Source organism: Polaribacter sp. IC066 (assembly GCF_007997085.1).
Taxonomy (GTDB): domain Bacteria; phylum Bacteroidota; class Bacteroidia; order Flavobacteriales; family Flavobacteriaceae; genus Polaribacter.
The window spans coordinates 1-20,219 of record NZ_VORR01000016.1 but is presented as its reverse complement, the minus strand read 5'-3'; the positions used below and the strand labels follow the sequence as shown (position 1 = coordinate 20,219).

The 20,219-nt window shown below is 30.6% G+C and carries 16 protein-coding genes and 1 riboswitch; of the genes, 8 read left to right on the top strand and 8 right to left on the bottom strand.

The window, feature by feature from the left end; all coding sequences use genetic code 11:
* Nucleotides 1–2,092 precede the first annotated feature (2,092 nt).
* Together ES044_RS07310 and lysA are read right to left on the bottom strand one after the other, a co-directional pair.
* The gene (locus tag ES044_RS07310; protein WP_147118829.1) at nucleotides 2,093–2,605 is read right to left on the bottom strand and encodes a GNAT family N-acetyltransferase; all 513 of its coding nucleotides are present in this window, start codon (nucleotides 2,603–2,605) and stop codon (nucleotides 2,093–2,095) included.
* Between the two features lie 85 nt (nucleotides 2,606–2,690).
* Complete coding sequence (lysA, locus tag ES044_RS07305; RefSeq protein ID WP_147118828.1) at nucleotides 2,691–3,935, bottom strand: diaminopimelate decarboxylase; 1,245 nt, start codon at nucleotides 3,933–3,935, stop codon at nucleotides 2,691–2,693.
* Between the two features lie 273 nt (nucleotides 3,936–4,208).
* Between lysA and ES044_RS07300 the strand changes: the two genes are divergently transcribed.
* From ES044_RS07300 to ES044_RS07280, 5 genes are all read left to right on the top strand, one after another.
* On the top strand, nucleotides 4,209–6,077 hold the full coding sequence (locus tag ES044_RS07300) for a DNA topoisomerase IV subunit B (RefSeq protein WP_147118827.1): 1,869 nt from the start codon (nucleotides 4,209–4,211) through the stop codon (nucleotides 6,075–6,077).
* A 164-nt stretch (nucleotides 6,078–6,241) separates the two neighbouring features.
* Nucleotides 6,242–6,769, top strand: a complete 528-nt coding sequence (locus tag ES044_RS07295; RefSeq protein WP_147118826.1) for an ORF6N domain-containing protein — start codon at nucleotides 6,242–6,244, stop codon at nucleotides 6,767–6,769.
* Nucleotides 6,770–6,997: 228 nt separating this feature from the next.
* The gene (locus ES044_RS07290; RefSeq protein ID WP_147118825.1) at nucleotides 6,998–9,751 is read left to right on the top strand and encodes a DNA gyrase/topoisomerase IV subunit A; all 2,754 of its coding nucleotides are present in this window, start codon (nucleotides 6,998–7,000) and stop codon (nucleotides 9,749–9,751) included.
* A gap of 75 nt (nucleotides 9,752–9,826) precedes the next feature.
* Nucleotides 9,827–10,162 carry a DUF2834 domain-containing protein gene (locus ES044_RS07285; protein ID WP_147118824.1) on the top strand — a complete coding sequence of 112 codons (336 nt, stop codon included), beginning with the start codon at nucleotides 9,827–9,829 and terminating at the stop codon, nucleotides 10,160–10,162.
* The gene (locus tag ES044_RS07280) at nucleotides 10,152–11,474 is read left to right on the top strand and encodes a LuxR C-terminal-related transcriptional regulator (protein WP_147118823.1); all 1,323 of its coding nucleotides are present in this window, start codon (nucleotides 10,152–10,154) and stop codon (nucleotides 11,472–11,474) included. Before ES044_RS07285 ends, ES044_RS07280 begins: the two co-directional genes overlap by 11 nt.
* A 138-nt stretch (nucleotides 11,475–11,612) precedes the next feature.
* Here ES044_RS07280 and ES044_RS07275 read toward each other — a convergent pair whose 3' ends face one another.
* Genes ES044_RS07275 through ES044_RS07255 form a run of 5 tightly spaced genes read right to left on the bottom strand, consistent with a single transcriptional unit; the run spans nucleotide 11,613 to nucleotide 15,556 of the window.
* The gene (locus ES044_RS07275; protein ID WP_147118822.1) at nucleotides 11,613–12,725 is read right to left on the bottom strand and encodes an ABC transporter substrate-binding protein; all 1,113 of its coding nucleotides are present in this window, start codon (nucleotides 12,723–12,725) and stop codon (nucleotides 11,613–11,615) included.
* Nucleotide 12,726: 1 nt separating this feature from the next.
* Complete coding sequence (cobC, locus tag ES044_RS07270; RefSeq protein ID WP_189663236.1) at nucleotides 12,727–13,254, bottom strand: alpha-ribazole phosphatase family protein; 528 nt, start codon at nucleotides 13,252–13,254, stop codon at nucleotides 12,727–12,729.
* Complete coding sequence (locus ES044_RS07265; RefSeq protein ID WP_147118820.1) at nucleotides 13,239–14,006, bottom strand: adenosylcobinamide-GDP ribazoletransferase; 768 nt, start codon at nucleotides 14,004–14,006, stop codon at nucleotides 13,239–13,241. The genes cobC and ES044_RS07265 overlap by 16 nt, the downstream gene beginning before the upstream one ends.
* Nucleotides 14,007–14,010: 4 nt before the next feature.
* The gene (cobT, locus tag ES044_RS07260; RefSeq protein WP_147118819.1) at nucleotides 14,011–15,048 is read right to left on the bottom strand and encodes a nicotinate-nucleotide--dimethylbenzimidazole phosphoribosyltransferase; all 1,038 of its coding nucleotides are present in this window, start codon (nucleotides 15,046–15,048) and stop codon (nucleotides 14,011–14,013) included.
* A 4-nt stretch (nucleotides 15,049–15,052) separates the two neighbouring features.
* Nucleotides 15,053–15,556: a bifunctional adenosylcobinamide kinase/adenosylcobinamide-phosphate guanylyltransferase gene (locus ES044_RS07255; protein ID WP_147118818.1), complete on the bottom strand. Its 504-nt coding sequence runs from the start codon at nucleotides 15,554–15,556 to the stop codon at nucleotides 15,053–15,055.
* Nucleotides 15,557–15,651: 95 nt separating this feature from the next.
* On the opposite strand from ES044_RS07255, the gene ES044_RS07250 reads away from it, so the two are divergent.
* The 3 genes from ES044_RS07250 (at nucleotide 15,652) to ES044_RS07240 (ending at nucleotide 19,855) form a co-directional block, all read left to right on the top strand.
* A complete protein-coding gene (locus tag ES044_RS07250) occupies nucleotides 15,652–16,587 on the top strand; it encodes an ABC transporter substrate-binding protein (RefSeq protein ID WP_223269157.1) in 936 nt (311 codons plus the stop codon).
* An 11-nt stretch (nucleotides 16,588–16,598) separates the two neighbouring features.
* Nucleotides 16,599–16,836: riboswitch (cobalamin riboswitch) on the top strand.
* Between the two features lie 29 nt (nucleotides 16,837–16,865).
* Nucleotides 16,866–18,761 carry a TonB-dependent receptor plug domain-containing protein gene (locus ES044_RS07245; protein WP_189663235.1) on the top strand — a complete coding sequence of 632 codons (1,896 nt, stop codon included), beginning with the start codon at nucleotides 16,866–16,868 and terminating at the stop codon, nucleotides 18,759–18,761.
* 5 nt (nucleotides 18,762–18,766) lie between these two features.
* Nucleotides 18,767–19,855, top strand: coding sequence for a YncE family protein (locus ES044_RS07240; RefSeq protein ID WP_147118815.1), 1,089 nt, complete (start codon nucleotides 18,767–18,769; stop codon nucleotides 19,853–19,855).
* A gap of 94 nt (nucleotides 19,856–19,949) precedes the next feature.
* Here ES044_RS07240 and ES044_RS19230 read toward each other — a convergent pair whose 3' ends face one another.
* Nucleotides 19,950–20,075 carry a hypothetical protein gene (locus ES044_RS19230; protein ID WP_262712453.1) on the bottom strand — a complete coding sequence of 42 codons (126 nt, stop codon included), beginning with the start codon at nucleotides 20,073–20,075 and terminating at the stop codon, nucleotides 19,950–19,952.
* Nucleotides 20,076–20,219 lie beyond the last annotated feature (144 nt).

Genomic DNA, 20,219 nt, shown 5'->3' with positions numbered 1-20,219 from the left:
TATTGTCACTTTTTATTTAATAAGCTAATTGTCTTTTCTATAGATTTTGAAGAAAGTTGTGTTTGTTGAATTATATATTGGAGTAGTTACATTTTTTGTTCTGAATTAGATGAAATATTTTAAAATAGGAACTAGAAATTTTGGCTCTTCGCTAAAAACTTCTCGATACAATCTCGCCCAAAAGCGAGATCACTCGAAGTGACATGTTGTTCTTACTCATATGTTGTGCATATTTTAATTTATATTTTAGCACGCGCTGTCACTTTTCATTCAATAAACTAATTGTCTTTTCTGCAGATTTTAAAGAAAGTTGTGTTTGTTGAATTATATATTGGAGTATTTGCATTTTTGGTTTTGGATTTAGATGGAGTATTTTAAAATAGGAACTAGAAATTTTGGCTCTTCGCTAAAAACTTCTCGATACAATCTCGCCCAAAAGCGAGATCACTCGAAGTGACATGTTGTTCTTACTGATATGTTGCGCATATTTTAATCTATATTTTAGCATGTATTGTCACTTTTTATTTAATAAGCTAATTGTCTTTTCTACAGATTTTGAAGAAAATTATGTTTGTTAAATTATATATTGGAGTTGTTGCATTTTTATGTTTTGAATTGGATGAAATATTTTAAAATAGGAACTAGGAATTTTTAACTAAAAACTTCTCGATACAATCTTACCCAAAAGCGAGATCACTCGAAGGGACATGCTGTTCTTACTGATATGTTACTCATATTTTAATCTATATTTTAGCACGCGTTGTCACTTTTCATTCAATAAACTAATTGTCTTTTCTGCAGATTTTAAAGAAAGTTGTGTTGGTTGAATTATATATTGGAGTATTTGCATTTTTGGTTTTGGATTTAGATGGAGTATTTTAAAACAGGAACTAGGAATTTTGAGTTAAAACTTCTCGATACAATCTCGCCCAAAAGCGAGATCACTCGAAGGGACACGATGTTCTTACTCATATGTTGTGCATATTTTAATTTATATTTTAGCACGCGTTGTCACTTTTCATTTAATAAACTAATTGTCTTTTCTGCAGATTTTAAAGAAAGTTGTGTTTGTTGAATTATATATTGGAGTATTTGCATTTTTGGTTTTGGATTTAGATGGAGTATTTTAAAACAGGAACTAGGAATTTTTAACTAAAAACTTCTCGATACAATCTCGCCTAAAAGCGAGATCACTCGAAGTGACATTGTGGTCTTACTTATATGTTGTGCATATTTTAATTTATATTTTAGCATGTATTATCACTTTTTATTTAATAAGCTAATTGTCTTTTCTATAGATTTTGAAGAAAGTTGTGTTTGTTGAATTATACATTGGAGTAGTTACATTTTTTGTTCTGAATTAGATGAAATATTTTAAAATAGAAACTAGAAATTTTGGCTCTTCGCTAAAAACTTCTCGATACAATCTCGCCCAAAAGCGAGATCACTCGAAGTGACATGTTGTTCTTACTGATATGTTGCGCATATTTTAATCTATATTTTAGCATGTATTGTCACTTTTTATTTAATAAGCTAATTGTCTTTTCTACAGATTTTGAAGAAAATTATGTTTGTTAAATTATATATTGGAGTTGTTGCATTTTTATGTTTTGAATTGGATGAAATATTTTAAAATAGGAACTAGGAATTTTTAACTAAAAACTTCTCGATACAATCTCGCCCAAAAGCGAGATCACTCGAAGTGACATGCTGTTCTTACTGATATGTTACTCATATTTTAATCTATATTTTAGCATGTATTATCACTTTTTATTTTATTAGCTAATTGTCTTTTCTACAAATTTTGAAGAAAGTTGTGTTTGTTGAATTATATATTGACGTTGTTGCATTTTATGTTCTGTTTAACGGTGGAATATTTATAAAATGGTAGCCACGAATTAACGAATTAAACAAAATAGGTATGTAAAACATCTCGATACAAAATTCTTGAAAAAAGAATTTCACTCGATGTGACAACATGTGTAAAATTCGAGCATAAGTAAGAACACGCTGTCACTTCGAGTGATTCCGCTTTTGGGCGGGATTGTATCGAGAAGCTTCAATAAGTTATTTATTAATTTGTTTCAATTTTTCACAAAATTACTTTTTCAAAAGCGAATCTTTTATCTCCATAACTCGTGTAAATTATTCCACAGTAGCTATAACCCAATTTTTTAATTAAAGACTGCATGCCTATATTTTCTTCATGCGTATCAATCTTTAAACTTTGTATGTTTTGGTTTTTTAACTGTTGATGAAACTCATCAAACAAAATCGTTGCCAAGCCTAATTTTCGAAATTCTTTTTTAATTGCCATTCTATGAATTACCCCGTATTTTATGGTTTCATCGATGATCCAATTGCCATCAATAATTTTATAGGTTGGTTCTGGGTTTGTGGTAAACATCGAAGTTGCCATCACTTGGTGTTCATAATTTAAAACCACATAACTTTCTCCGTTTTTGATATCATTCTCAATTTGTTCCTTATTTGGATATCCGTTTTGCCATTGATTAATTTTTTGAGATGCCAAATATTCTTTTGCATCATCAATAATGGATATAATATTCGGAATATCATCCGAAGTAGAAAGTCTAATTTTCATCAAAAAGTATTTTAAAAAGTTTAGCCACGAACTCACAAAAAATAGTTGTGAACTCGTGGCTAAAATAATTTATTTTTAGAAGCTTTTAAGCGGTAATTGCTTCTTTTTTTATTTTCTTATTTGTTGAAAACTCTACCACTTCTTGATTATGTAAAATATCTTTAATGGTTTGTCTTTTTCTAATTAAGTAATCTTTTCCTTCATGAATCATTACTTCTGCTGGTTGGTAACGCGAGTTATAATTTGAAGCCATAGAAAAACAATACGCGCCCGCATTATGGAAACAAAGCACATCTTCTTCAGAGATTTCTGAAATTCTTCTGTTAGAACCAAACGTATCTGTTTCGCAGATATAACCTACAACAGAGTAATAACGATCTCTTCCTGTGGTGTTTGAAATGTTGGTAATATGATGATAGGAATCATACATCATAGGTCTTACCAAATGGTTAAAACCAGAATCTACATGTGCAAAAACAGTAGAAGTTGTTTGTTTTACTACATTTACTTTTGCTAAAAAAACGCCAGCTTCAGAAACTAAAAATTTTCCTGGCTCAAACATTAAGGTAATTTCTTTTCCGTATTCAACACAAAATTCATTGAATCTTTCTGATAATTGTAACCCTAATTGCTCAATATCCGTAGAAATATCGCCTTCTTTATAAGGTACTTTAAAGCCACTACCGAAATCAATAAAATCAATATTTTCAAATTGTTTTGCAACATCAAACAAAATTTCTGTAGCTCGTAAAAAAGTGTCAATATCTAAAATGTCAGAACCTGTGTGCATATGAATTCCGTTAACATTCATGCCGGTATTTTCTACAACACGTTTAATATGTGGAACTTGGTGAATTGAAATTCCGAATTTAGAATCAATATGACCTACCGAAATTTTAGAATTCCCGCCCGCCATAATATGTGGATTGATACGGATACAAACAGGAATCTCTGGATGTTTTTGTCCGAATAATTCTAAAATAGAAAGATTATCGATATTTATCTGAACGCCTAATTTTGCGACTTCTTCAATTTCCGTTAAAGAAACACCGTTGGGTGTAAAAATTATTTTCTTCGGATCAATTCCTGTGGTCAATCCTAAATGAACTTCTTGAATAGAAACCGTGTCTAAACCTGCTCCTAAATTTTTAAAAAATTTTAAAATATTAATGTTCGAAAGTGCTTTTACAGCATAATTCAACTTTAAATTTTTGACGCTGCTAAACGCATCTGTTAATCTGTTGTATTGCGATTCAATTTTAGCTGTATCGTATACATACAAAGGACTTCCGTATTTATGTGCTAATGCTGTAAGTTGTGCTCTTTCCACGATTTGTTTGTTATTTAGATACCAAAAGTAGTTAATTTGTTTAATAAAAATGGATTTGTTGTAAAATATAACAAATTGATTTTTATTGTGATTTTTGTGTTTTTGTTAGTTGCTTTTTGCTAGTAGCCACTAGTTAAAAGTAAACAGCGAAAAGCTAAACGCCAAAAAAAATCGTTGAAATCCTGTTAATAACTAATTGCAATAGTCATTTCTTTTTTCTGATGATAATACTATCTTGTGAGGTATTCTAACCTACTTACAGTAAGATATTACATGACGCAAGAAACTAAATATACAGAGGATAATATCAGGTCATTAGACTGGAAAGAGCATATTAGAATGCGGCCAGGAATGTATATCGGTAAATTGGGTGATGGCTCTTCAGCTGATGACGGAATTTATATTTTGGTAAAAGAAGTTCTTGACAATTCTATCGATGAGTATGTGATGGGTGCCGGAAAAACCATCGAAATTTCTATTCAAGGAAGTAAAGTTACCGTTCGAGATTATGGACGTGGAATTCCTTTAGGAAAAGTGGTGGATGTAGTTTCTAAAATGAATACTGGTGGTAAATATGACTCTAAAGCGTTTAAGAAATCTGTTGGTTTAAACGGCGTTGGTACCAAAGCAGTCAATGCACTTTCTTCTTTTTTTAGAGTTGAATCTTCTAGAGATGGTAAATCAGCATCCGCAGAATTTAGCCAAGGAAATTTAGAAAATCAAGATTTTTTAGAAGAAACTTCTCGTAGAAAAGGAACTAAAGTTTCTTTTATACCGGATGAGGAAATCTTTAAGAAATACAAATATAGAAATGAGTATGTAGCAAAAATGCTCAAATATTACGTGTATTTAAACCCCGGTTTAACGATTATTTTTAACGGTGAAAAGTTTTTTTCAGAAAATGGATTGAAAGATCTGTTAGAAGATAATAACAATATAGAAGATATGTTATATCCTATTATTCACTTAAAAGGCAACGATATTGAAATTGCTATTACACATAGTAAAACGCAATATTCAGAAGAATATCATTCTTTTGTTAACGGACAATACACAACGCAAGGAGGAACGCATCAATCGGCATTTAGAGAAGCTATTGTAAAAACAATTCGTGATTTTTACGGAAAAAACTTTGAAGCTTCTGATGTTCGGAAATCAATTATTTCTGCAATTGCTATTAAAGTAATGGAACCTATTTTTGAGAGTCAGACAAAGACAAAATTAGGATCTACAGAAATGGGTGGCGAATTATCTACCGTTAGAACCTACATTAATGATTTTGTAAAAACAAAATTAGATAATTTTTTACATAGAAATACAGACGTTGCAGACAAGCTTCAGAAAAAAATTGTTCAGGCAGAAAAAGAACGAAAAGAGCTTTCTGGCATTAGAAAATTAGCGAGAGATAGAGCAAAGAAATCTAGTTTACATAACAAAAAATTACGGGATTGTAGAGTTCATCTAGGAGATGTTAAAAAAGATAATTATTTAGAGTCTACGTTATTTATTACAGAGGGAGACTCCGCTTCTGGTTCTATTACAAAATCTCGAAATGTAAATACTCAAGCTGTTTTTAGCTTAAAAGGAAAGCCTTTAAACTCTTTTGGGTTGAGTAAAAAAATTGTGTACGAAAATGAGGAATTTAATTTATTACAAGCTGCTTTAAATATAGAAGATGGTTTAGAAGATTTGCGGTATAACAACATCGTAATTGCAACAGATGCCGATGTAGACGGGATGCATATTAGACTTTTACTAATCACATTTTTCCTGCAATTTTTTCCAGAGTTGATCAAAGAAGGACATTTATATATTTTAGAAACGCCGCTATTTAGAGTTCGTAATAAAAAAGAAACCTATTATTGTTACTCTCAAGAAGAAAAACAAGACGCGATTGGTAAATTAAGAGGGAAACCAGAAATAACTCGATTTAAAGGTTTGGGTGAGATTTCGCCAAATGAATTTGTGCATTTTATTGGCGATGATATTCGTTTAGATCCTATAATGTTAGACAAAGAAATGTCTATAGAAAATATGTTGCAGTTTTATATGGGGAAAAACACACCCGATAGACAGAAGTTTATTATTGAGAATTTAAAGGTTGAGTTGGATACTTTAGAAGAGGAAGAAAGCGTATCCTAAATCTTTTGATTTGGTAAGGCTTAATACAAGTTTTCGAAATGACTTTTAGAAAGTTTATGAAAAAAAATTGGATTTGAATATAGATCTCACAGGTTTTAAAAACCTATGAGATCTGAAAAAAGAAAATCTTGAGGTTTTAATTTATCTTCTCAAGAGTATAAAAAATGAAAGAAGAAGAGAAAAGTATAATTCCAGATGAAACTATATCAAACAAAATTTATTTGATTCGAAATCAAAAGGTACTATTAGATAGGGATTTAGCGGATTTGTATAAAGTTGAAACAAAACAATTAAAACGTCAAGTTCGCAGAAATATAGAAAGATTTCCAACTGATTTTATGTTTGAAATGACTGAAAACGAATTACAAAATTGGAGGAGCCAATTTGGCACCTCCAATTCTGAAACTATGGGTTTACGTTATGCACCAATGGTCTTTACCGAACAAGGAGTTGCTATGTTATCAAGTGTATTAAACAGTGACAGCGCAATTGCAGTAAATATTAAAATTATTAGAATATTTACTAAAATGCGAGATTTATTAAGTGATAATTTGAGCTTACGATTGGAGGTAGAAGAGATTAAAAAGAAGCTAAATAATCACGATAAAAATATAGAGCTGGTGTTTTCTTATTTAGATGAATTGGTTGAGAAGAAAGAAAACTTAACAGACAGAAATAAAATAGGATATTAAAATGATCATAATTAACGAAAATAGTTAATAAGTATGTCTGCGTTAGGGATTGGAGTGGCATCCTTTTTTTCTTCCGATTTTTTATCGGTAGAAAAAAAGATATCACGGAAAGCCCGACTTGGCCCTGAATGCCTTCAGGATAAAGTAACGCCCAAAAAAAAGAACGATTAGAATTGATTTTATTAGAATGAACCAATAAACTCTTAAACGAATAAACGTTTAACAATAATGAGTGAAGAAATAAACGATAACGAGCACGAAGAGGAATTAAATAATCAAGAGGAACAATCAGATGAGTTAAATCATGAGATAGATTCTGTAGAAACCATTACCAAAGTTACAGGAATGTATAAGGAGTGGTTTTTAGATTATGCTTCTTATGTAATTTTAGAAAGAGCAGTGCCCTCTTTAGAAGACGGATTAAAACCTGTACAACGTAGAATTATGCATTCTATGAAAGATTTAGATGATGGTCGTTACAATAAAGTAGCGAATATTGTTGGGCATACCATGCAATACCATCCGCATGGAGATGCCTCTATTGCCGATGCGATGGTGCAAATTGGTCAGAAAGAATTGCTGATTGATATGCAAGGAAACTGGGGAAATATCCTAACAGGAGATCGTGCTGCGGCTTCTCGTTATATTGAAGCTCGCTTATCTAAATTTGCGTTGGATGTTGTTTTTAATCCGAAAACAACAGATTGGAAAATGTCTTATGATGGCAGAAGAAAAGAACCCATAGATTTACCCGTAAAATTCCCATTGTTGCTGGCTCAAGGTGCAGAGGGAATTGCCGTTGGTTTATCAACAAAAATAGTACCGCATAATTTTATTGAACTGATTGATGCTTCTATCAAGTATTTAAAAGGAAGAAGTTTTACTATTTTTCCAGATTTTTTAACAGGCGGAATTGCAGATTTCACAGGTTATAAAGATGGAAAGCGTGGAGGAAAAGTGCGTGTGAGAGCAAAAATTGCACAACTTGATAAAAAAACATTAGTTATTAATGAAATTCCTTTTGGAACAACCACAACATCGTTAATTGATAGCATTATAAAAGCGAATGAAAAAGGAAAAATAAAGATTAAAAAGATTGAAGACAATACTGCTGCCGAGGTAGAAATTTTAGTGCATTTGCCACCAAATGTCTCGCCAGATAAAAGTATTGATGCTTTATATGCGTTTACAAATTGTGAAAATTCAATTTCTCCCTTAGCGTGTACCATTGAAAATAACAAACCAGTTTTTGTTGGCGTTTCAGAAATGTTGAAACACTCTACTGATTTAACGGTCGATTTGCTGAAAAAGGAATTAGAAATTCAGTTAAACGAATTAGAAGAACAATGGCATTTTTCATCTTTAGAAAGAATTTTTATTGAAAACAGAATCTATCGAGATATTGAAGAACAAGAAACTTGGGAAGGCGTAATTAGAGCCATTGATTTAGGTTTGCAACCACACATAAAACATTTAAAACGTGCAGTGACAGATGAAGATATTGCACGATTAACAGAAATTAGAATTAAAAAAATATCAAAATTTGATATTGATAAAGCCAAACAATTTATTGAAGGTTTAGAAGCCAAAATAGCGATTGTTAAAGAGCATTTGTCAAAATTAATTGAATATGCAATTGATTATTTTAAGCGTCTAAAAGAAACCTACGGAAAAGGAAAAGAGCGTAAAACGGAAATTAGAATTTTTGATGACATTGAGGCATCAAAAGTGGCTATGAATAATGCAAAGTTATATGTAAATAGGGCAGAAGGTTTTATTGGAACTTCTTTAAAAAGAGATGAGTTTGTGACCGATTGTTCTGATATAGATGATATTATTATTTTTAGAAAAGATGGAGTGATGATGGTTTCAAAAATTGATTCTAAAACTTTTGTAGGTAAAGATATTTTATATGTTGCCGTGTTTAAAAAGAAAGATAGGCGTACGGTTTACAATTATATCTATCGAGATGGTGTAAAAGGACCAAGTTATATGAAGCGTTTTAACGTTACCTCTGTTACAAGAGATAAAGAATACGATTTAACAAACGGAAATAAAGGTTCTTTGGTGCATTATTTTTCTGCAAATTTAAATGGAGAGGCAGAAGTTGTGACGATTAATTTACGTTCTGTAGGAAGTATAAAAAAGTTGAAATGGGATATTGATTTTGCAGATTTAGGCGTAAAAGGTAGAGCCGTGCGTGGTAATATAATTACGAAATATGTAGTTAGAAGTGTCGATTTTAAATCTGAAGGAGTCTCAACTTTAAAACCACGTAAAATTTGGTTTGATGAAGCTGTGCAGCGTCTAAATGTTGATGGCAGAGGTGCGTTATTAGGAGAATTTAAAGCGGAAGATAAATTATTAATTATTGCACAAAGTGGAAAAGTAAAAGCAGTAAAACCAAATTTAACAATGCATTTTGAAGATGATATGATTGTTTTAGAAAAATGGCAACCAAATAAGCCGATTTCTGCGATTTATTTTGAGGGTGAAAAAGAGCGCTATTATATAAAACGTTTTTTAATTGAAACGACAGAAAAAGAAGAGATTTTTATATCAGAACATCCAAAAAGTAGATTGGTAATTCTAGCAACCGATTACAGACCTATAGCAGAGGTGCTATTTTCAAAAAGAAGTTTAGAAAATGAAGTAGTTAATTTAGAGGAGTTTATTGCGGTTAAAGGAATAAAAGCGCTGGGAAATCAATTTACTTCTGAAAAAATTAAACAAGTAAACCTATTAGAGTCTTTACCGTTTTTGCCCCCCAAAGAAGAAACGGTAGAAGAAATCGAAGTGGTAGAAGAAGAAGTCATTGAAGATAAATTACCCACTGAAATAATAACTTCAGAAATAAAGAAACCAGTTTACGAAGAACTTTCTGCCGAAGAAAAAGCTAAAATTGCTTTGTATAAATCCATCTTGAAAAAGAAAGCAGAACAGAAGAAAATAGATGATGAAAACCAGACGAAACTATTTTAAATAAACTTCCTCAAGGTTAGTAATACTGAAGTAAACACAGCATTGCTATCCTTGCAGGCACCTATATAAAGAATTATGAAATTAAAATATCTATACATAGCATTATCAATTTTAGGAATTTGTTATACTTGGTATTACAATATTCAATGGTTTCAAACTACAGAGAATCCTTCATTTTTAAATTTTATGAATGATGCACAATCTAATTTTGCAGGCAAATCTTTTGGAGCAGATTTAACAGTTGTTGTGTTTACTTTTTTTGCGTTTATGATTCCTGAATCTTTACGCTTAAAAATAAAATATTGGTGGGTTTTAATTCCGTTTACGTTTTTAATTGCCATTGCTTTTACATTTCCGTTGTTTTTATATATGAGAGAAGTTGCTCTAGAAAAAAGACTAGATGAGCTATAAACTACTCTTATTTTTTTTATTTCTTACAACATTTATACACGCTCAAAATGAAGTCTATTTTTTTAAAGACATAAAAAACGAATATTCAGAAAGTACAATAGCAAGTGTTAATTTTAAACTTGTAGAAAAAGTAATTCTAGAAAAACAGACTGATGCTACTTTTTGGTTTAAAATACCTGCATATCAAACAGAATTAAAGTATATTTTTAGGATTAATAATATTAGAATTAATAAATCTAGAGCGTTTCAAAACTCAAAAGAGATCAAAGAAATGCCAAACGAAAGATATGTTGCTTTTAAATTAGATAGAACCGCACCAGTTTATGTTCGTGTAAATTCTGAATTTGCTGCTTATTACCCTTTTAGTTTAGAAAAAGAGTCTGTTGCTAATTATTCAGAAAAAATACAGCTTATAATAAATAGTTTTTATTACGGTTTTGCTTTTTTAGTAATTATATATTGCTTTTTTTATTCTTATTTTTTTAAAGACGATGCATACCTGTATTATGCTTTGTTATTGTCAGTTTTATCGTCAGGCTTTTCGGTAATGGATGGTATGTGGCATTTTTTTAATATTAATGATCAAATAATTGATTTTATAATTCTTTTGAATATTATTTTTTTAGCTTTTTTTTCATCAAAATTTGTAAGCAGTTTTTTAAGATTAGATTATTATTACCCAAAGCTAAAGCGGTACATGTATCTTTTAGTATTGCTACTTGCTTTGCTTGCAATATTATTTTTCTTTTTAAGGATTCATACTATTTTTATATTTATTAATGTTTTAGTGTTTCTAATACTTTTTATTTATTGGTTTACAGGAATTCTACTTTTTAAAAATAATATTTATACCAAAATATTTGTATTTGCTTATGTGACGTTATTATTTTCTGGAATTGACTTTTTTGTATTGAAAAATTTTGGATATAGCTTATTCGAAACAAATCCGGCAAATATGAAAATAGGAGGATTGATTCAAATTATCGTCATATCGATAGCTGTTTTATGTAGAGAAAAAGAATTGCGATACGCTAATTATTTCATGAAAAATGAAATTATAAAATACGCTACCGAACAAGCACAAATTTCTATTGTTACCAAAGATGAAATAAAAAAAGATATCTTAAAAAATTTAAGTATAAGGGAAAGAGAAGTTTTCGACTTTATCACTTCACAAGAATCAAACAAAGAGATAGCCAACACTTTAAATATATCTGTAAATACCGTTAAATTTCATGTAAAAAATATTTACGAAAAATTAGATATCAAAAGTAGAAAAGAGGCTATAAAGCTAGAGGAATCTATTCATTAGGGAGCTAAAAGCTTAAAACTACCCTTAAACTACCCGTTACAACCCTTCATTTAAGTGAAATAAAACTTAATTTTGTATTATAAAATAAGTTCCCCCAATTTAGTATATGAAACCTTCAGCTCTAAGCTGAAGGTTTTTTTATTCCATTTTTTCAAAAAACACTAGTTCATAATCAGGCAGCAAATCAGGATTTGTAATTTTTATAATGTCTTTTAAAACTAAATCGGGTCTTGTTGGTGATTTTTCAAAATAAACAAGTCCACCAGTTTTGCCCTTGTTTGTAGCGTAGGTATAAATGTTACTTTGATTAAAAGCTGTAAAAGAATTATAATATTGATTCGATTTTAACATGTCTTCTTTGTTCTCAAATAATCCGCAACCAATCCAATAAGTAGCATCTTGTGCCTTATCTAAAACACTTTCTATACTTAAAGGCAAACTACCATTTCCTTTGGTGTTTTTCCATATATAGTTGGTATTTGCGTCTTTAAAATAATTGGCAATAAAACTTTCTCCGGCCGGCATATACCAAACGTCTTTAAACAAATTGCCAGAAATAATTGTCGGAACTTTTTTTGCTTTCAAAGCCAATTCTTTTACTTTCAAATAACTAGTTTCAATGGATTTGAAAATACTGTCTGCTTCTTTTTCTTTGTTAAATAAAACACCGAAAAACTTAATCCATTCAGCGCGTCCTAAAGGTGTTTCTTCTAACCAATCTCCGTTATATAAAACGGGAATTCCAGTTCTTTCAACCGTATTATACACTTTATTATTTCCGTTTAAACTAAAGCCAATAACAAGTTCTGGGGCTAGTTCTATCAGTTTTTCGGTGTTCATTGTTTGCTCGCTTCCTAGTTCTATGATATCGCCATTATCAACCCGTTTTCTAGTTTTTTCTGAAGAAATAAATCTAGTTTGAGGAAAACCCGTTAAAAGATTTTCTGCCCCAAGAAGCTCAAGCATCGCAATGTGCGTGGTACTTGTTACTACAATATTTTTTACAGGAACTTTAATTATATTATTAAGTACATCTGTTGCATTCGCAAGTACATACACAAAAGATTTGTCTGAGTTTTGATACGGTTTTTTAATAATTAATTTCTTTTGATTTCCTTCGGTAATGATATCAAAACCAGTGGCGTATTTTACCGAACTTTTACCTCCTATTAAAGGCTCTTTAGATGTTGGTTTTTCTTTACAAGAAATAAAAAAAACACTAATAATTAAGGTTGATAAAAAGTATCTCATTTTAATAATTTAGTTTTAAAATCTCACCGTATTGTAGTTTTAAATCAAAGGATTTTTCTAACGGAATTTTTTTGATAAAAGCGTTCAAACTTCTAATAACTCCTGCATGCGCTACAATAACTATTTTTTGATGGTTTTGTACCACTATTTCTGATAAAAAGTCTGTTGTTCTTGCATGTAAACCTATATAAGATTCGCCATTTGTGGCAGAAACATTTACAAAATCAGTCATCCAAATATCTAATTCTACTTTGTTGATAGCATCCCAGTTTTTTAATTCCCAATCACCAAAATCTAACTCTTTTAATCGATTATCATAAATAACCGTGTCAGAAAGTTTTTCTGCTAGTTTTTTGCATCTCAAAAGCGGACTACTATAATACGTAGTTTCTAAATTATTTATAGGAACCTCTTTTAAAATAGGTTTAATTTCTTCTAAAAAAGTGTCAATAATATCAATATCAGATTGCCCGTAGCAAATTCCTTTTGCTATTTTGGGTGTGGTGTGTCTAATTAATGTAATTTCCATAAAATAAGTAAAGAGAGATAAAAAATAACTTCTGCAACTTGTTGCAAAGCGCCGGCACAATCGCCTGTTTGACCGCCAATCCATTTTTTGAAAAAACGAGCCAAATACCAATAGGTAAATAATAAAGGAATGAGAGAAAGAAATACCCAATAATTTTGGAAAAAGAAAAGAGGTAAAACTCCAAAAATGAATGAAATGATCAAAGATTTTGTACTCATTTGAGTTGTTGTTGGTTTTATTTTAGAACTCTCTAGGTCTCTAACATAAGGTTGCGTATAGAGCAGAATCGTGGCAATAAAACGACTAATAGCGTGACCAGAAATTAGAAGTAACGGAAAATTTATATCTGAAATTGCGAGGGTTTGTAAAGCTGAAAATTTTAAAATAAGAATTGAAAATAATCCTATAACACCAAAAGTTCCCAATCGAGAATCCTTCATGATAAATAGAATTTTTTCTTTAGTCCAACCGCCACCAAAACCATCACAACTATCTGCTAAACCATCTTCATGAAAAGCACCAGTTGTTAAAACAGAAGCAATCATACTTAAAATAATAGAAATTTCTAGCGTAAAAATAAACGCAGATAGATAGTAAACAAGCGCAGAAATAGCCCCTACTAAAATACCTATTAAAGAAAAATATCGATTGCTTTTATTTAAAATTTCAGCGGAATGATTTATCCATTTTGGGCATGGTATTCTTGTAAAGAATAACAGTGCTGTTAAAAAATAATGAATTTCTTTTTTCATAGAGTTAAGCCTCGCTTACATTAGCACTTTCAAAAGTAGCCATTTCATTTAAAAATTGAGTTGCAGATTGTATAATAGGTAATGCAACTGCTGCACCAGTTCCTTCACCTAAACGTAAACCTAAATTTAAAACGGGTTGTACGTTTAAAAAATTTATTATTTTTTGATGCCCTTGTTCTCCAGAAGTATGTGTAAAAATACAATAATCTAATACATTTTTATCCATAGCATTCGCAGCCAACAATGCCGCAGTTACAATAAAACCATCTATTAAAATCGTCATTTTTAAAGCAGCAGCCTCTAAAATAGCACCTGTAATCATCACAATTTCGAAACCACCAAAAGCAGTTAAAGCATCTTTTGGAGAATTTATAGATATGATATGTTTTTCATACACTTCTTTTAAAATTAACTTTTTTTGTTCTAGTCCCTTATTATCTAAACCAGTTCCTTTCCCTACACAATCTTCAATCGTAATATTGGTAAAATAACTCATTAAAAGTGCTGCGGAAGAAGTATTTCCAATCCCCATTTCGCCAAAACCAATGGTATTACATTTTTTATCAAACAGGGTTTTCACAATTTCTTTTCCTTTCTCTAGAGCAGAAGTACACTCTAAAAGTGTCATTGCTTTTTTTACATAAAAATCTTTTGTTCCTTTTGCTATTTTAGCCTGAATTAATTTTTCTTTTTTTTCAAAATCGCCATTTACGCCAGCATCTACAATTTTTAAATTGATGTTGTTTTGTTTACAAAAAACATTAATTGCAGCGCCGCCATTTAAAAAATTAAATACCATTTGCTGTGTAACTTTTTGCGGATACGGACTAACAGCTTTAGAATTTACAATACCATGATCGCCTGCAAAAACAACAATTGTTGGTGCTATAATTTTTGGTGATAACGTATTTTGAATCCTTCCAATTTGTATTGCAATAGTTTCTAGCATTCCTAAAGAACCCAAAGGTTTTGTTTTAAAATCTATTTTTTTTTGAAGGGCTGCTTCTAATTTTTTATTTAACGGAGTGATTTTCGAAATCATATATTTATTTTAATTTTAGAGGTAATCCAGAAACCATAAACGTGGCTTTATCTGCTTTTTTTGCAATAAATTGATTGATCCAACCTTGTAGTTCTGTGAACTTTCTTCCAGATTCTGTTGTTGCGTGCAATCCCATTCCTATTTCGTTTGAAATAATGATTATATTTGCGTCAATCTTTATTAGCTTTTCTATCTCTTTTTTGGCTAATTCTAAAGCTATTTTTGTGTCATATTTTGTATCTACAAAGAAATTTGTAATCCATAATGTTACGCAATCAATCACTACCGTAGATTTATCAGAAATAACACCACTGATATTTTTTTCCTCTTCAATCGTCGTCCAACGCTCATCTCTATCAGAAATATGTCTGTCAACTCTTTTCTGAAAATCAGCATCCCAAATTCTAGAAGTTGCTAAATAAATAGGGTTTTCAGAAATAGCTTCTGCTATTTTCTGCGCATAACTACTTTTACCAGATCTTTCTCCTCCAGAAATATAATGAATCATAACTTTTTAAATAAGGAACAAAGATTAGAAACATTTTTTTAAAAAGGAAAGAATATCTTAAAAGGATGTAAATTTGCAATTCAAAATAAATTAAAATGATTGTTTCTTCTTTTATGCCTGCAGTAACCCAAATGATTTATGATATGGGTTTACAAGAATATTTACACGGAATTACTTTTGAATGCCCAAAAATTGCTTTGGCAGAAAAACAGGTTGCCGTTCGTTATAAACTAGAAGGACAAGTTTTAACAAGCGAAGAGATCAATACTATTTTTTCTAAAACAAAAGCAGAAGGTGGTACTCTCTATTATATTGATGAGCCAGTTTTAGAAAGTATTGCTCCGGATGTTATTTTTACACAAGATGTTTGTGATGTTTGCCAAATTGATACAGCTTGTGTAGCAACTTCGGCGTATAAATTGCCAAAAGTACCCAAGTTAATTTCTATTACACCCAGTTCTTTAGAAGATGTTTTTGAGAATGCAATTACGATAGCCGATGCACTCGGAAAAAAAGAAGTAGGGATTGCTTACGTAGAAAGCCTAAAAGCACGAATTTATTCAATAATAGATATTCAGAGAGCCAAAAGAATTCAGCCTAAAAGTGTGTTGATGTTAGAGTGGATTGATCCGTTATTTAACTGTGGTCATTGGATTCCTCATCAAATAGGATATGCGGGTGGTATTGATTTATTATCGCATCCTTCTGGCAATAGTATTGTAATTCCTTGGGATAAAATTGTTAAATACAATCCAGAAATATTGATTATTGCACCCTGTGGTTATGAAATCTCTAGAACTTTAGAAGATATGAAGTTTCTAGAAGAAAAACCAGAATGGAGCGCTTTAAAAGCAGTTCAAAACGGCCAAGTGTATCTTGCCGATTTTGACATGTTTACACAGTCTTCTGCAGATACTTTGGTAAACGGAATAGAATGTTTGGCTAAAATGATTCATCCTGATTATTTTGAAGTTTCTGAAGATTTAAATAAGAAATTCACAAATTATAATGAATTAGTAGTCGTAAAGTAATTTTTAAAATTACATTTGCCGATAATTAAGGTTCTGTTTTATTTTAGAACAGATTAAAAGGGAATTTGGTTAAAAACCAAAGCTGTTCCCGCAACTGTAAGTTTGTTTCGATATGTTTTCGAAACCTCTTTTAAGAGCTGTTATTAATTCTTTTACCACTGTTCAATTACTACAGTAAGTTTAGTAAGAATGGGAAGGTCTAATAACAGAAAACAAGCCAGGAGACCTGCCTCAATTATAAATCTAATAAAACTTTCGGGAAAAAAGTTTATATGATTATGAGGTATATTATCATCTTTATTTTGTCTATTATTTTCTGTGCAAACAATGTTTTTGCGCAGAAGAAAATGATTCAAAAAGATTCGCTTTCAAATCAATTAAAAGAAGTAGTCATTATTGGTGCTAAAAAGCAACAACATAATTTTATTGGAAAAAAACAGGTAAAAATTGGCACTAGTCAAATTATTAAAAATCCTACAAACCTTACAGATTTATTAAGATATAACAGTCCCATTGCTTTAAGAGATTATGGAAACGGCGGCATAAGCACTGCACGTTTTAGAGGAACATCTGCATCTAATACTGCTGTTCTATGGAACGGAATTTCTATAAACGCTATCGGTAGCGGGCAAACGGACTTTAATTCTTTGTCTGCAAGTATTTCTGATGAAATCATTGTAAACAGTGGGGGTGATAGTGTTGAATCTGGTTCTGGAGCAATTGGCGGAACTGTAGAATTAAAAGATAATCTGACTTTTAATGAACACAAAGATTTTCATCTTTTTTCATCTTATGGAAGTTTTAATACAACCTCTAATTTTTTTAAAACGAATATTGGTACAGGTAAATGGGCTCTAAAATTTGCTTCTACTGTAAATTATTCTGATAATGATTACACGTTTATAGACCAGAGATATAAGAATAATGATGGTAGTTTATTAAAAAACGATAATGGTGTTTATAAAAATTACGGATTAAACTTTAGCCTAGGGTACCAATTTTCTCACAAAAACAAGCTTTATTTTTATTCAACAGGATATTACGGAGATCGTTTGTTCTCTGACGGATTACCAAACCCTGCGGCTGGTAGCGAAAGAAATGAAGATTTTAATCAAAGAAACTTATTAAAATGGAAATATTCTTTCTCCAATTTTACACAAACATTAAATGTAGCTTATTTAATGCAAGAGTATCGGTATTATGATGATAAAAATGCAGAAGAATTTACATTCGGAAAATCTAAAAATTATAACATAAATTATAATTTAAAATATCGTTTTTCTAATTACTTAAAAATTTCTTCATCCTTTATTTATGACAGTAATAACGGAACAACCAATGAAATTATAGCCAGAGAAAGAACCTTTTTTGCTGCTTTAGCAAAAGTTACCTACAAGCCATCAGAGAGATTAACAATTGCAACGAGTGTTAGAAAAGAATTAAATTCAGATTTTAAAGTACCTTTAGTAGTATCTGCAGCTGCGGAGCAAGAAATTACAGATAATCTTATTTTAAAAACAAATATATCTACCAATTATAGGGTGCCTACTTTTAATGAATTGTACTGGCCAATAGTGGGTAATTTAGACTTAAAACCAGAAAGTTCTATTCAAGGGGAAATAGGAGCAAGCTACAAGAAAAAAAATATAGAAATAACAACCTCTCTTTTTTATATTCATTTGAACGATAAAATTTTATGGTTACCAACTGCAGCATCAAATTTATGGAGACCTAGAAATGTTGGTGATGTTGTGCATCAAGGAATTGAAACTTTCATGAATTTATCAAAAGAAATTGGGGCGCATTTTTTTAATTTTACAATGAACTACACATTTACACTCGCAAAAAACAAAGAAACGGATACCTTTTTACCTTTTGCGCCTAAACAGCTGATGAACTTTAATTTAGATTATACCTATAAGAAAGCAACTTTTTTTGTGCAAAACTTATATCAAAGTAAAGTATACACAAACGAAATTAATATTGACTTTTATTCATTAAACGCTTTAAGCGTAACCAATATAGGTGCAGATTTTGAAGTCTATCAGCACAATCACAAAAAACTACTAATCGGCATAAAAGTAAATAACATTTTTAACGAAGTGTATTATTTTTCGAATTTACGACCTATGCCAGGTAGCAATTTTAATATGAACATAAACTATAAATTTTAAAACGAATGAAGATTACAAAATCAATTTTTAAACTATTCTTATTGAGTTTAGTTTTTACTGCATGTAATGATGAAACAGCAGAAATACCTGAAGTATCTGGTAGATACGATAACGGTCTTATTGTAAGCGCAGAAGGTGCTTTTGGTAATAAAGATGGCTCTATTTCTTATGTAAATAATGATTTAAACAGGCTGGCAACAAATTTTATGTATACAGGTGTTAACAATGCACAATTGGGTGGTTTAGTGCAATCTATCGCTTTTACAGATACAGAAGCGTATGTTGTTTTAAACGATGTAAACACAATTGTAGTGGTAGATAGATTTACTTTTAAGAAGGTAACGGAGATTAGAACTGGATTAAGCAACCCTAGGTATATGGCATTTGCGAATGGCAAAGGATATGTAACAAATTGGGGAAGTGGTTCAGATACAACAGATGATTATTTGGCTGTGATTGATGTATCAACCAACACAATAGAAAGTACAAAGATTTCTTTAGATAACGGAGTAGAACGAATTGTTGCTAAAAATAGCAAGTTATATGTTTCTCATAAAGGTGCTTTTACTTCTAATAACATTATTTCTGTAGTAGATGTATCAGCAAATAATGCAGTAGCAAAAATTATAGTAAAAGACAATCCAGATGAGTTGTTATTTGATGTTGCAGGAAACTTAATTGTACTTTCTGAAGGAAGACCTTTATCCTATGGAGGTGCTCCAGATTATGCTGTCTTAACAAGTACTACTTCTTCAATTTCATTTATCAATGTAAATGATAATACGGTAACTAAAGAAATTACTTTTAATGATAATGAGAGAGCCACCCAGCTTTCTTATAATAATGGAAACGTTTATTATTATATGGGATCAGAAAAAACTGTTTTTTCGATCAATGAATCTGACACTATGCTTGCAACGGATGGTATTTCTACAGGAAGTATTTATGGTATGGCAGTAAAAGATAATAACTTATACACAGTAAGCTATAATTTTACTTCTTTAAGTAAATTAATTGTTACAGATTTGTCTTCAAAGCAAGAAATTTATACTTCACCAGTAGGTTTAGGCGCTTCTAAAATATATTTTAATTAAGTTTATAAAGTATAAAATTGAGTTGTTACTCAATTTTTAATTGGGAAAGTCACATTGAAAAAGAAGAAAAGACTCCTTATTAGGAGTCTTTTTTTTACAATAACTTTTTTACTTCATTTTTGATAAAAGCAATAGCAGTTTCTGTTGGTGGCAATGTTTTAGAATAATCAATCAATACATTTTCTCTCATATCATTTGCAGAGCTTGAGATTTCTGCCACTTGTTTTAATTTGTTAATATACTCATTACAAATAGGATCCCGAAAAATTAGGTTTAATAATTTGAAAATTATCTGTTAGGATATTTTTGAATTCCTCATTTTTCCAAGAGTGACTTTCTAAGAATTCGATTACCTTTTCTCTAA